Source organism: Roseinatronobacter monicus (genome assembly GCF_006716865.1).
GTDB lineage: Bacteria > Pseudomonadota > Alphaproteobacteria > Rhodobacterales > Rhodobacteraceae > Roseinatronobacter > Roseinatronobacter monicus.
This window is the reverse complement of sequence record NZ_VFPT01000001.1, coordinates 2,472,951-2,486,251: the sequence shown is the minus strand read 5'-3', so window position 1 is coordinate 2,486,251 and position 13,301 is coordinate 2,472,951. Positions and strand designations below refer to the sequence as shown.

The following is a 13,301-nucleotide window of genomic DNA, read 5'->3' as shown; positions in this document are numbered from 1 at the left end:
TTCGTCACTTAGCTCCTTATTTTGGCGGGTGATGTGCGTGTCGCCATTTTCTCACGATCAAAATGGCTGACTGGGTAAGGCTCCAATCTGCGGCAGCACCGTCGATAGCGCCTTCCAGGCACGGCCTTGGCTGGCTCACCAAGGGCTGCGTCGGGCGATCTAATTCAAAATAAAAATTTCATGCAAGTGTTGACCGAACGAAATATTTAAGCCACCGTCGCTGCGACTCGGGGACATTCTGGCAGGTGAAAATGAAAGAAATCGAGCGGTCCTTTGCGTAAGAATCTCCCCCAAACTGCGCAGATACCATCCGTGTTTTGGGGCTATGCGGGCTGTTCTCAGGTACCGGCGCGCATTGAGCATGCACCCTTTCGATCAGCCTGCACAGCCCCAGCCGCAGGCCCATCACGATCTTCTTCATCCACGGCACCATGTCGCCATGCTTCATGCTGGCAGCGTGCTTGGGGAAGAGGCCATGTCCGCTGGCAAACATGCTGACGGGCTTACTGCAACCCCAACAGGGAGACTCAAATGAATAAACGGACATTTCTGGCTGTATCCACCTCGGCACTCGCACTTGGTGCGGTCGTTGCTGTGCCTGCTGTGGCCCAAGACGACTGGCCGACTGCACCGCTGACAATGGTGATCGGGTTTGCCCCCGGCGGCTCCACCGATATTCAGGGCCGCGTGCTGGCAAACGTGATGGAAGCGCATCTGGGTCAACCCGTGAACGTGGTGAACCAGCCCGGTGCCGGTGCGGCTGTGGCGTTCAGCCGACTGGCCAATGCCGATCCTGATGGCTACACGTTCCTCTTTGGCGGGGTCACGGCGCTGACATTCACACCGATCCTGCAAGACGTCGAGTACGAGATCGACGATTTCGAGTATCTTGCCGGTCTGGCACTGACCCAACCCGCTATCGTGACCGCCGCCGGGCAGCCCTTCACCACCTTTGAGGAAATCCTTGAGTATGGGCGCGAAAACCGGGTGACCTACGCCCAGCAGACTGGGTTGGACGAAGCGATCATCCGCCGTGTGGCCGAGCAGGAGGGGCTGGACCTTGCCATCGTTCCGACGGGGGGCGGTGGCGGCATGGCACCACTTGTGCTGGGGCGCGAGGTGGATTTCGCCTATTCAGGTGGCACACATGCGCAATACACACCATCGGACGAGATGGTGGTCGCGGCCTTTCTGACATCCGAGCGTAGCCCGTTCTATCCCGATGTGCCAACGCTGATGGAGCTTGGCTACGACTACTCGATCGAAGATTGGCGTACTGTCATTGTGCCGGCAGGTGTTCCGGATAGCGTTAAAGAAACGCTAATGGGGGCCGCGGAATTCGCCAGCGAGAGCGAGGAGTTCCGCGCCGTGACCGAGGACAACATTTTCTTCCCCGTTGTCTATATGGATCAGGACGAGATGGAAGAAAACGTCCGCCGCGTCCGCGCCTCTACTGAAGAAGTCATGGGCGACTAAGCCCGACTTACCGCCGGGGCAGCGACACCTGTCCCGGCGGGTTTCTTGCGCGCCACAATTCCCTGTGCTTGAAGCCTGAGCGCCTGCGCGTTCCCGCGCGCGACCGCGATGCAAAGTGGTTTCGCATCAACCTTTCACAGCACCGGCGGTCATCCCACTTACAATGAAGCGATTTGCCGTCAACGCGAACAGTATCACCGGCGCGATGACCAGAACCGCATAGGCTGCGATGATGCCATATTCCGCCCCTGCCTCGGCCCCGCCAAGGAAACGGGTTATACCCACGGTCAACGGTTGTGCGTCATTGCCCGCAAGGAACAGCGCAAACAGATATTCATTCCACGAAATGATGAAGACAAGGATTGCCAGCGCCACAACGCCAGAGCGCACCACCGGCAACGAAACATTCCAGAATAAATTCCAAGGGCTGCACCCATCGACGATACCCGCTTCTTCCAATTCATGGGGGACAGTGTCGAAAAAGCCCACCAGCATCCATGTGGCAAAAGGAATATGGATCGACAAATGCGCCAGCAGCAATCCAAAACGTGATCCTGACAGACCCAGATTAACGAAGATCAGAAACAGCGGCAGCGCCAGCACGACATAGGGAATGAAGCGCATCGCCAGCACGCCGAAGGACACGACCTCGCGCGCGCGGCCTGAAATCTTGGTCAGCCCGTAGGCCAGCGGCACGCAGACCACCAGTGTGATAACGACGGCGGAGGCGGAAATGATCACCGAATTGGTGAAAAAGAACCAGAAGTCGCCGCGCGTAAACGCCTCGGAGAAGTTTTCCAGCGTGAAATCCTGAAAGGTCAGCAGGTCCAGCGGGCTGCGAAAGAGTGCGGTGCGGTTCAGGCTGGCGGCGACCAGCATCACAGGCGGCAGCAGCGAAATGACCAACCATAGACCCAGCAAGCCATGCACTATCCAAGCCGTGCCGCGTTTCTTTACCCTCGCGGAGATCATGCTTTGTCCCCCAATGTCTTGCGATAGAGTGTGATATACAGCCACGCCACCACGGCCATGATGATGAACATCGTAAAGGCAATCGTATTGGCCATGCCCATGTCCTGATTTGCGATCCCTCGATTATAGGCAAAAATCGACAGGACCGTGGTAGATCGTCCCGGCCCCCCGCCGGTCAGCGCCCAGATCATATCGAATTCTCGAAAGGCCGATGTGATGATGATGATCGACACAAACAGGATATGCGGGCGCAGCATGGGCAGTACGATATACCACAGCGCCTGAAACGGGCCCGCGCCATCAACGCGCCCGGCTTCGTGCAACTCATCAGGGATCGTGGTCAGCGCGGCGTAGAACACAAGCGTCGCCAGCGGGATCAGGTGCCATGAATTTGTGATGATCGTCGCCCAGAGTGCGGTTTCGCGGTCCAGTAGCCAATAGGGCGCAGGGCCGCCGAAGAAGGTGAGAACCTGATTGACGACGCCCACTTCCTGTTGCCAGATGAAAAACCGCCACGCGATGCCGCCGACAACGGGTGTCATCACGAAAGGGATCAGGAACAGCGCCATCCACATGGCTCGAAATTTGACCTGACGGGCATTCAGCAGAAATGCGATCAGGATGCCCAGACCGATGGAAATGACCAGACAGCCGACCGTGAAGATCCCCGTCAAGCGAAGCGAGTTGATGTAGAGTGGGTCGGCAAAGGCGCGGCGATAATTGTCGAGGCCAACAAAGGTCTGGTTGCGGAAAGAGTACAGGAACACGTCATGCAGGCTGTAGCGCAGCCCCATGAACAGGGGCGTGCCGACAATGGCGGCCATCAGCAGCAGGCCGGGCAGGATGAACCACCAACCGCGTGTAAACTTGTCGCGCCGAGTTGCCATGGCTGTGTTCCCTCTTAAGTAAAGTGCTGCGCGGGCAGGGGCCGCCCGCGCCAGTGTGCGTTACTCGATGTAGCCTGCGCGGCGGAAGGCGCTGGTCATCTCGTTCACCCAACGGGTCTGCGCCTGTTCAGCCGTCAGATCGCCCGAGAAGACATCCGTGATGAATTCAGTCGTGCCATTCCACATGACCGCGCCGTATTCCGGGATGCCCTGACGGATGAAGACCGATTCCAGAACCTGCTCGTAGGCGGGCAGGAAGTCAGGATAGTAGGGACGCAGGTTGCGCAACTCTTCGCTGGCGAAGTGGCCGGACGTCGAGAATTGCTCGGACTGCTTGCCCCACTCGATTTCATTGTCCTGCAACATCCACTTCAGGAATTTGAAGGCTTCCTCAGAATTGGGCGTGTCAAAGATGAACACACCACCACCCCCAAGGAAAGGCGTGCCTTGCGTCAGGCCCGCGATATTGTCTTCCCACATCGGCAGAGGGGCATAGCCGGTATTGCCTGCGGCACTGCCAGCTTCATCCTCGACCGTGCCGACACCTTGCGGCCACATGGTCGCAGTGGCCAGACGCCCGTCGCGGAACATTTCCAGCCCTTCAAGAAAACCCCAGTTCTGCGCTTCGCGGGGCGCGGTGTTCTGGGCGAGATCGACGAAATAATCTGCCGCTTCCACCACGATGGGGTTGTCGATATCTGGGGTGAAATCCTCATCCCAGCCCGACACGCCGGTCGAATACAGAACCACGATAAAGCTGCGGGTGATGCCTGCGCCTGCGCCCAGTGCGTCAGCCCATCCATAAACGGACCGCTCCAGCGTTTCGCCTGCCAATGTCTCGCCCGCATCGCGGGTGAAGAAGCCTGCAACTTCGCGCAATTCGGACCAAGTTTCTGGCACGCTGAGAGCGCGGCCAAATTCGGCTTCAAACGCCTCCTGCTCGTCAGGGTGCTCAAACCAGTCGCGGCGCACGATCAGCATGGGTGCGGCAGGGGTCGTGGGCAGGGCGATGATCTCGCCGGGGCGCGCATCGGACAGCATGTGGCTTTCAACGACAAGCTCTGGATAGGCATTGACGTCGAAGCCATGCTCTTCGATATAGGGTGTCAGATCGACGACATGATCGGCGAAGCTGCCGAACCAGCCGGGGCTGTGATAGCCCAGATCCCAGCGCCCTGTTCCGCCAATCGCTTCAATCGACATCTGGTCGCGCAGCTGGTTTGGCGGCAGGATTTCCCCGATCACGCGAATGCCGGTTTCTTCCTCATATTTGGGCGCAAAGTAATTGACGACCGCATCGGCTTCGGCGCCAGGATGCAAGGCCCAGCGGATGGTGGTGTCTTGCGCCATGGCGCTTCCGGCCATGGTCAGGCCAAGGGCAATACCCCCGGCGATAGTGGTTTTTCTGGTCAGATCAGTCATCAGTCTTTCCTCCTCCATGATGTCTGCAAGTTCTGTGGACGCGGTTCAGTTCAGCCGCGCCTCTGTCTTGGGGTCAAACAGGTGCGCACGACCCGGTAGTGGCGCGACGATCAAATCCTGATCGGGGTGCAGATCGTGTCGGTCGCGCAAAACAACAGTCATGGGCACACCGCCCATCTGAGCGCCGACATGAATTTCTGCCCCTGTCGGCTCTACGATCTTGACGCGCATCGACAGGCCCGCATCGGCCACGATCAGGTCTTCGGGCCGGATGCCGACGCGCACAATCTGCCCGTCTGACAGGGTGGCGTCTGTAGGGACTGGCAAGGTCTGGCCATCGTCAAAGACAAGCGTATCGCCTGTCACCTTTGCATCCACGAAATTCATCGACGGCGAGCCAATGAAACCCGCAACAAACAGGTTGGCGGGCCGGTCATACAGCTCCAACGGCGAGCCTGCCTGCTTGACCACCCCGTCATGCATGACGACGATCACATCGGCCATGGTCATCGCCTCAATCTGATCATGGGTCACATAAACGGTCGTGACTTTCAGCCGCTGGTGCAATTGCTTGATCTCGGCGCGCATCTGCACGCGCAGCTTCGCATCAAGGTTTGAAAGCGGTTCGTCGAACAGGAACACCTGCGGGTCGCGCACGATGGCGCGGCCCATCGCAACGCGCTGGCGCTGACCACCGGACAGTTGTTTGGGGTAGCGGTCCAGAAGGGGGGTCAGGTTCAGGATATCGGCTGCATTTCCCACGCGCTCTGCAATTTCGGCCTTGGAGATGCCAGAAAGCTTCAACGCAAATCCCATGTTCTGCGCCACGGTCATATGCGGATACAGGCCGTAATTCTGAAACACCATCGCGATGTCCCGGTCTTTGGGGGCCATGTCATTAACTTCGACACCGCCGATTTTGATCGCGCCGGATGTCACATCTTCCAGCCCTGCAATGATCCGCAAGAGCGTTGATTTTCCGCAGCCGGATGGGCCGACCAGAATGACAAAGGCACCATCTTCAATCTCGATATCAATGCCATGAATGACGCGGGTTGCGCCAAAGGTTTTCTCGACATTTTGGATGCTTACACCGGCCATCCATTCCCCCTATGTTTGAACGCAGCGCATGACGGCACGCGCGGCGCTGTAAAAGATCAACCGGCTCGATTGACCCTTTCGCGTTTTGTCTCGATGGCAATCTGTCCGTCAGACTGCGCTGAAAGCAAAAGATCAGCAGGCGCGCTATGGTCCAGAACGGTACGCGCATTGACCAAGTCATTGCGCGTGGCGCGCGCTTCGGCGTCCTGTTCTGTCAGTCCGTGCTCAAGCCAGCGCGCAACAAGCCGCGCGCGTAAAACCGGCAGGGGCACTGACAGCAAGGCGGTTACGTCGAACATGCCCGAAAGCGCAGCCCAGCCGCCCTGTTGCAACAACAGATAGTTTCCCTCGAACACGACAATGCGGGCAGCGGCGGGCAAGGTTGCGGCATCGGGCAGGGTCTTGTCCAATGCCCTGTCGAACAGCGGATACGTCAGATCGCCGTTGTCTTTGCGAATGGCGGCAACCAGCGCAACAAAGGCGGTTGTGTCAAAGGTTTCGGGCGCGCCTTTTGTGGCCAGCAGCCCCCGTGTGCGCAACTCCTCATTATCCAGATGGAATCCGTCCATTGGAACAAGGGCCGCACTGCTTTCACCTGTCTGCGCGCGCAGTGCCGTGACAAGTTCAGCGGCGAGCGTGGATTTGCCAGCACCGGGCGGTCCAGCCACCGCCACCAGCACACGTCCGGTGCCGCTTTGCGCGGACATCACCTGTGTGCAGAGCTGTTGGACCACGCGCGTGTGTGGCATTCTCCCCCCTTGTGCAGTCTTGCGCTACTCCCGTCGCGCATGACCATTAAGATACTGCTAGATGATTTAATATTGCAGTATTCTCGGCATCTTCTGAGCAGGTCATGGCAATGTAGGGCCCTGGCGGTCAAATAAAAACTTTCAAATGAAGTATAAAAGAATGATCTAGTGCTTTACGAAATGGGATCGGGTTGCGTATGAACGCATGTAGGGGCGGCGCAACCGAGCGATTTGTTGGTCCTCATGGCTACGGCCGATTGGCAAGCGGAGGTCGAGGAAGGTGAAGGGATCAAATCAGACAACGGTGCGCGACAATAACGAACGGCTTGTCCTGCATCTGATCCGGCGGAACGGCGTCGCAACCAAGGCAGAACTTACGCGCGTCACGGGATTGTCGCCCAATGCGATTTCGGTGATCGTGAACGCGTTGGAAGAGGACGGCTTTCTTCTACGTGGCGAGCCGATGCGCGGGCGGACCGGCCAGCCATCGACCCCGCTGCGGCTGAACCCTGACGCGCGCTTTCATATCGGCTTGAAAATCGGGCGGCGCGGGTTTGACATGGTTGTGGTCGATTTCTGCGGTTCTGTACGCGCGCGCTGTGAACAGGATCACGATTACCCGACGCCAGTGCGCGCAACCGCTTTCGTCGAAAACAATCTGGACACACTGCTCCAAGAAGCGGCACTCACCCTCGACGCGATTGCCGGAAGCGGAATTGCAATCCCGTCGCAGCTCTGGCACTGGTCCGGCGATTTTGGGGCGTTGCAGGATAAGATGGATGTTTGGCGTGGGCACGACATCGCCGCCACGCTCGAAGGGTTGCTGCCCGGCCCGATCTTGGTCGAGAATGATGCGACCGCCGCCTGCTACGCTGAATGGGTATTTGGCGCGCGCAGGATCAAGCCTGACAGCTTATACTTCTTTGTCGGGACGTTCATCGGCGGTGGGGTGGTGTTGAATGGGGGGGTGTTTCGCGGCTGCCGTGGCAATGCCGGGGCTTTAGGCCCTTTGCGGATTCCAGATGAACCGGGGGGCACAAGGTTGGTGGATCATGCGTCTTTGACCGTGTTGCATCAGATGCTGGATCATCAGGGCACGCCGCATCCTGCCCGCCATCTTGCGGATCAGAACTGGAACAGTTTTGAGCCGGCGCTGTCTCATTGGATTTTGCGAAGTGCGCGCAGTCTGGCCCATGCGATTGTCTCGGCCAGCGCTGTGATTGATTTCGAGGGGGTCATTATTGACGGCGCTTTGCCGCAAGATGTCCGCAGCCGTCTGGCACGCTTGCTGGAGTCGCGCCTTAGCCAGATAGACCTTGGTGGCATACCGTATCCAGAGGTTGCGCAGGGGTCATTTGGCACTGTCGCCCGCGCCGTCGGTGCGGCGGCGGTCCATATCAACGAGCGCTACATGGTCCGCCAAGAACCTGACGGGATATAAGAGCCCACCCTCGTCAGAACGATCGGATTCCGATGCCAGACATTGCCCCGTTTCAGTCAAACATGTCGGGTTGATCCTCGACGAGTTGGTTCCAGATCGTCTGGAAATGCAGCCAACCGATATAGTCGCTGCCAACATGTTCTCGGCTATAGCGCGCCCGATCATCCGGGATACGAATGGGTGTGATACCAGAAGCGAGGATATCGAGTTGCTGCTGGCAGCACCGCTCAAGTGCGATAAACCAGAAGGCTGCCGATTCAATCGAGTGCCGGCTGGCGGTCAGCAACCCATGGTTCTGATGCAAGGCGGCCTTGACGCCTTTGAACGCCTTGGCGACATCGCTGCCAGCATGGTTCTCAACAGCGACTTGCCCGCCCTGTTCGCCGATGACTACGTGATCCTCGAAGAATGCGCATGCATCCTGTGTAATGGGGTCGATCGGGCGACCTGTGGCTGACCAGGCGACCCCGTAGGTCGTATGCGCATGGCACATCGCGATAATGTCGGGATGCTCTTCATGCACATTGGCGTGCAGCACGAACCCGGCCCGATTGACCGCATAGTCGCCCTCGATCACCTTGCCCGTATGGTCAACGAGGATCAGGTTCGACATCTTGACCTTCGCGAAATGCACGCACATCGGATTGGTCCAGTAAAGTTCTGGCCGCTCGGGGTCGCGCACAGTCAGATGGCCCGCGAACCCATAGTCGAAGCCCTGCTGTGCAAAAGCACGACACGCGGCGACAAGGCGCTCCTTGCGGTGCCGCCTCTCGTCTTCAACCGAGGCGAATTCTGGAAGTTCGGGAAAGATCAGACCTTCTTGTTCAGGCTGGTAGATCGAGACACGTTTTCCGAGGTCGAGCATGAGGGTCTCCTTGCTTGCGCCGTGGCACCGGCGGTGTCGCTGGTTGGTGGATTGACTTGAGTATCGAAAAACCGGGCTGACGGATCAATGAAATAACTGTAATAACAGTTATTGCAGATGCTTGTATCAGCACAGGCAGCGGAGGCCCCTTATGAAGGATGATCGTCTTGTGGAAATGCAGGTGTTCTGCACGGTTGTGCAGACCGGAAGCTTCACGGCTGCGGCGCATGCACTTGCCGTCAGCCAGCCATTTGTCAGCCAAACCATTCAACGCCTCGAAGCAAGGTTGAGCGCAAGGCTGCTGCATCGCACTACGCGCGGCCATCGGTTGACACCCGAAGGTGCGCGTTTCCGCGACGCCGCGCGGAAGCTCCTCGATACCGTCGAGCGTTTCGAGGCCGACTGGCAGCAGGATGCGATGCAGGTAGACGGGTGTTTGCGGGTCTCGGCTCCAATTGCTTTCGGGCTCGACCGTATCACGCCGTTGATGTCAGATTTTCTGAAGCAGCACCCCAGCTTGGCGCTCGATCTGCGTCTGACCGATGACTATGAAAATCTGATAGATGATATTGTCGATGTCGCGATCCGAATGGGCAAGTTACCGGATTCGAGCTTGATGCACCGCCGCCTGTGCAGCCTGCAGCGCATCATCGTGGCTGCACCAGAGCTGATTGCGCGCCACGGCACGCCCAGGACACTGGATGATCTTGGCAGGATGCCCTGCCTCGCCTGGGATGGCAGCCGTGATCACCTGAACCTCTGGACGTTCGCAAATAGCGGTGAACCTGTGACATTTCGTGCAGAAAGCCGTTTCCGAAGCAATCAGGGTATGTCGCTTTTCGACATGTGCCTTGCTGGGTTTGGCGTCATGCGGGCGGCAGAGCATCTGGCACGTCCCGCGATCCAGCAGGGACGCCTGGTGCAGATCTTGTCTGACTACACTCCCGTGGATGATACAGCGATCTATGCGGTCTTCTTGCCTGACCGTCATGTCGTGCCGCGCATTCGCAATTTCATCGATTTCATGGTCAGCGCGTTTCGCACACCGAACTGGGAAGACGATGCGGAACCAACCAGCAGGATTTGACTGATTTGCCTTTTCGATGTGATGGGCCAAGTCTTTTCAGGCAAATAGCAATCATGGAGTCCCGAATGAAATTCGCACGTATACTTGCACCTTTGGCTGTCGCGATCCTTGCAGTCCCAGCCTTCGCGACAACTCAGGACGAATTGCGCCAAGCACTCGTAGGAAACACCTTCCAAGGCGACATGGGCGGCGGTGGCTACAGCAGCTATTTCGCCGAAGATGGCACCTATTACGACACCGAGACCTCTGGCGCATATGAGATTACGGACGAAGGCGTCTGGAGCTATGCTTGAATTTGGGTGACGCGCATTTTCAGGCGGCGCGGCTTGGTGCGTCAAAAATCACTTCGACGCCGTCGTTGAATGTGATTCCTTCGATGACTTTTGGCAACTGATTTCTGCCATTGAGGCGCAACCATTTCTTGGACGCGGCCTGAATGAGGGTAAAGACCATCAGTTTCGCGGTCTTTTGCGAGAGCGCACCCTTTGTGCGAACCGTTCTGTGCCGAACCGTGGCGAAGACGCTCTCAATGGGGTTCGTCGTGCGCAGATGGCCCCAGTGATCAGCCGGGAAGTCGAAGAAAGCCAGCAAGGCGTCACTGTCCTTGGTCAGGCAATTCACGCCTTTTTCGTATTTCTGCTTATATTTCTCACTGAACAGATCCATTGCGGCCTTCGCTTCCGCTTTCGTAGCGGCATGCTGGATATCATCGAGATCAGATTTCACGGCTGCGGCCATCTGCTTGGGAAAACAGTTCAGCACATTCTTCACCTTATGAACCCAGCAGCGCTGGTGCTTCGTGCTGCCAAATGCCTTGTCCAATGCATTCCAGAACCCCAAGGCGCCATCGCCCACCGCGATCTTGGGGGCGACAGACAGGCCCCGAGCCTTGAGATCGCTCAGCAATTCATGCCAGCTCTGCGAGCTTTCCCGAAGCCCAACCTGAAAGCCGATCAGTTCCTTCTTGCCCTCCGGTGTGGCTCCGATGATCACCAGCATGCATTCGGCATTTTCTTCCATGCGCGCCTGCAGATAGACGCCATCTGCCCATATGTAGACGTAATTGCGCGCAGACAAATCACGCCGCGCCCAGGCATCATATTCTGCCTGCCAACCTGCGGTCAGGCGGGATATGACACTCGGAGACAGGTTGGGTGCATCGGGGCCCATAATGGCTGACAGCGCTTCCTGGAAATCGCCCGTGGAAATGCCCTTCAGGTAGAGAACGGGCAACAGCGCGTCCAAGCTGACCGAGCGGCGCGCCCATTTCGGCAGTATATTCGAGGTGAAGCGGATCTTTTGCGCAGGATCGAGTGCCGCCATCCGGTCACGCACTTTGGGGCGCTGCACATTCAGAGCGCCAATGCCCGTCTGGATCTGACGTTCAGGGCCAAGTCCATGGCGGACGATCCGCTGGCGGCCATCGTCCAGCTTCTCGTCCGCAAAGCTGGCCACAAATGCATCAGCTTCGGCTTTCAGCGCTTCCGCCAGCATCCGGCGTGCGCCTTCCCGTGCCAGTTCTGTCAGCGGGTCGACGATAGTTTCTGATTGGCGAAACGGTAGAATGGTTGTATCGTTCTTCATAGGCGTATTGCTCCTCGTGAGGTTCTGGCTGGCTTTGACACCCGCCACAATACGCCGCCTTTCAATTCATGCCATCACCCAAATTCCCGCATAGCTCAGGCGTCTGCTATCCCGGCACCGAATTTGGCTGCTATCAGGCAGTCATCGATGGCACGACGCTTGAATGGATGCAGGATGGTGAGAGCGCTGGCACCGGGGAGATCCTTGAAGGCGACGCCCTCGACTTATCCGAGCAGTAATACCAATCAGCATTGATCAGAACTCTTGAGCCCAGTCGCGGGTTCCAATGGAGGTGATTGTGTCGGGCATGCTGACCAATTTGTTCCAAGCCTTGCAGCAATGATCTACGATGTCTTCATAGGTTTCGAAGATGAGGTTTGATAGCCAGTTGTCTCGCATGAATTGCCAGATGTTTTCGACTGGATTGAGTTCTGGGCATTTTGCGGGGATCGGGATGATGGTGATGTTGTCCGGAATGACCAGCTTGTCAGTCATGTGCCATGCGGCTTGATCCACGAGCACAGCCCCATGTGCTTTGGGTGCGACAGTTTGGGAGATTTCAGCAAGATGCAGGGCCATCGCTTCGGTATTGCACGCTGGCAGCACAAGACCTGCAGCTTTCCCGAGGGCTGGGCAAATCGCTCCAAAGATGTAGCTTGAACTCGTGCGCTGATCATGTGGGGCGGAAGGTCGCGTACCGCGCTTCGCCCATCGGCGCGTGATCTTGTTTTTCTGGCCGACACGCGCTTCATCTTGGAACCAGACTTCGATCACAGTGCCTTGCAGGAGCCGTGCGCGGAGCTTTGCTACTGCGGCTGCAAACCCTTTTTTTTAAAGTCCTCCAGTGCGGCTGTATCTTGCGCGTGATGGCGCGGGCGTGCTGTGAGTTTGACATAACCAAGCGCCCTGAGTTCCCGGCTTATCGACGTCTCGTGAAGTGAAATCCCAAATGTGTCTGCAATCCATTTCCTCAGATCACTCAGGCGCCAGCGGACGACCCCATGGACCGATAAGGTCGGACCGCTCTCAACAATTGCAGCAAGCGCCCTGCGCTGCTCATCGTTAAGCTTAGACTGCTGACCAGGAGCTTTGCCGTTGATCAAGCCGTCAGGCCCGCGGGCATTAAACCGCTCCACCCAGTCACGGACAATTTGTAGGCCAACACCACCAATCCGAGCAGCATCGCTGCGCCGACCGCCATCATAGATCTCCGCCAGCGCCAAAAGCCTGCGGGCTTGGTTGGCATCCTTTGTCTTTCGCGCAAGTTCTCTCAACTTCATGCCGTCGTAGTCTGTCCGTAACGCGAGCGCTGCGCCCATAGAGAGGCCCTCCCCAGAAAATCTGACGCCATTGAGTCAGATCTTCATAGATTTGGGAATCCCAAAACCCTCAGAAGAGTCAGATTTCGCGAGACTTGGTATAATTACGTCGCCTTCTGACCGCCAGCATATGATGTCCCCGCCCATCACGATTAGAAGCGCTCACAGGCGCATAGAGAGTCGGTGTGGGCAGGGGGCGTGCTGATGCGCTGTCCAGAGCGGTGCGCCTGTCAGCGAGTCGCTGATGCGCTCTCAGCGCAGATCATTGTCACCGCCACGGAAGTCTGAAAAGGCTACATACAGGGATCGAGCGAAGGAAGTCAGCTGTAATCTTCGGACGTGACGCAGCATGCGCACAAACGCGCAGGGAGCTGCTTCGGCGTGACCAGGGGGTGCTT

12 protein-coding genes are annotated in these 13,301 nt (G+C 57.7%); 4 read left to right on the top strand and 8 right to left on the bottom strand.

Going from position 1 to position 13,301, the window contains the following annotated elements; all coding sequences use genetic code 11:
* Positions 1–531 precede the first annotated feature (531 nt).
* Positions 532–1,476: a tripartite tricarboxylate transporter substrate binding protein gene (locus tag BD293_RS11910; protein ID WP_142082016.1), complete on the top strand. Its 945-nt coding sequence runs from the start codon at positions 532–534 to the stop codon at positions 1,474–1,476.
* Positions 1,477–1,602: 126 nt separating this feature from the next.
* Here BD293_RS11910 and BD293_RS11905 read toward each other — a convergent pair whose 3' ends face one another.
* Genes BD293_RS11905 through BD293_RS11885 form a run of 5 tightly spaced genes read right to left on the bottom strand, consistent with a single transcriptional unit; the run spans position 1,603 to position 6,607 of the window.
* On the bottom strand, positions 1,603–2,448 hold the full coding sequence (locus BD293_RS11905; RefSeq protein ID WP_142082014.1) for a carbohydrate ABC transporter permease: 846 nt from the start codon (positions 2,446–2,448) through the stop codon (positions 1,603–1,605).
* Entirely contained in the window at positions 2,445–3,335 is an 891-nt protein-coding gene (locus BD293_RS11900) for a carbohydrate ABC transporter permease (protein WP_142082012.1), read from the bottom strand. The genes BD293_RS11905 and BD293_RS11900 overlap by 4 nt, the downstream gene beginning before the upstream one ends.
* A 60-nt stretch (positions 3,336–3,395) precedes the next feature.
* Positions 3,396–4,757 (bottom strand): ABC transporter substrate-binding protein, encoded by a 1,362-nt coding sequence (locus BD293_RS11895; protein WP_170207123.1) that lies wholly within the window; start codon positions 4,755–4,757, stop codon positions 3,396–3,398.
* Positions 4,758–4,802: 45 nt separating this feature from the next.
* Positions 4,803–5,858: an ABC transporter ATP-binding protein gene (locus BD293_RS11890; RefSeq protein ID WP_142082008.1), complete on the bottom strand. Its 1,056-nt coding sequence runs from the start codon at positions 5,856–5,858 to the stop codon at positions 4,803–4,805.
* Positions 5,859–5,914: 56 nt separating this feature from the next.
* Positions 5,915–6,607 carry a nucleoside/nucleotide kinase family protein gene (locus BD293_RS11885; protein WP_142082006.1) on the bottom strand — a complete coding sequence of 231 codons (693 nt, stop codon included), beginning with the start codon at positions 6,605–6,607 and terminating at the stop codon, positions 5,915–5,917.
* Between the two features lie 280 nt (positions 6,608–6,887).
* Between BD293_RS11885 and BD293_RS11880 the strand changes: the two genes are divergently transcribed.
* Positions 6,888–8,048, top strand: a complete 1,161-nt coding sequence (locus tag BD293_RS11880) for an ROK family transcriptional regulator (RefSeq protein ID WP_142082003.1) — start codon at positions 6,888–6,890, stop codon at positions 8,046–8,048.
* Positions 8,049–8,100: 52 nt separating this feature from the next.
* Here the strand turns inward: BD293_RS11880 and BD293_RS11875 are convergent, their stop codons facing one another.
* The gene (locus tag BD293_RS11875; RefSeq protein WP_142082001.1) at positions 8,101–8,913 is read right to left on the bottom strand and encodes a class II aldolase/adducin family protein; all 813 of its coding nucleotides are present in this window, start codon (positions 8,911–8,913) and stop codon (positions 8,101–8,103) included.
* Between the two features lie 151 nt (positions 8,914–9,064).
* Between BD293_RS11875 and BD293_RS11870 the strand changes: the two genes are divergently transcribed.
* Positions 9,065–10,000, top strand: coding sequence for a LysR family transcriptional regulator (locus tag BD293_RS11870; protein WP_142081999.1), 936 nt, complete (start codon positions 9,065–9,067; stop codon positions 9,998–10,000).
* A 65-nt stretch (positions 10,001–10,065) separates the two neighbouring features.
* Positions 10,066–10,293, top strand: a complete 228-nt coding sequence (locus BD293_RS11865; RefSeq protein WP_142081997.1) for a hypothetical protein — start codon at positions 10,066–10,068, stop codon at positions 10,291–10,293.
* Between the two features lie 19 nt (positions 10,294–10,312).
* On the opposite strand, the gene BD293_RS11860 is transcribed toward BD293_RS11865, so the two are convergent.
* Both BD293_RS11860 and BD293_RS11855 read right to left on the bottom strand, forming a co-directional pair.
* A complete protein-coding gene (locus BD293_RS11860) occupies positions 10,313–11,584 on the bottom strand; it encodes an IS256 family transposase (RefSeq protein WP_170207122.1) in 1,272 nt (423 codons plus the stop codon).
* Positions 11,585–11,839: 255 nt separating this feature from the next.
* Positions 11,840–12,903 (bottom strand): IS630 family transposase gene (locus tag BD293_RS11855; RefSeq protein ID WP_142079576.1). Its coding sequence is split into 2 segments (ribosomal slippage): positions 11,840–12,415 and positions 12,418–12,903, totalling 1,062 coding nucleotides; the frame shifts between segments, so codons are not numbered across the junction.
* Positions 12,904–13,301 lie beyond the last annotated feature (398 nt).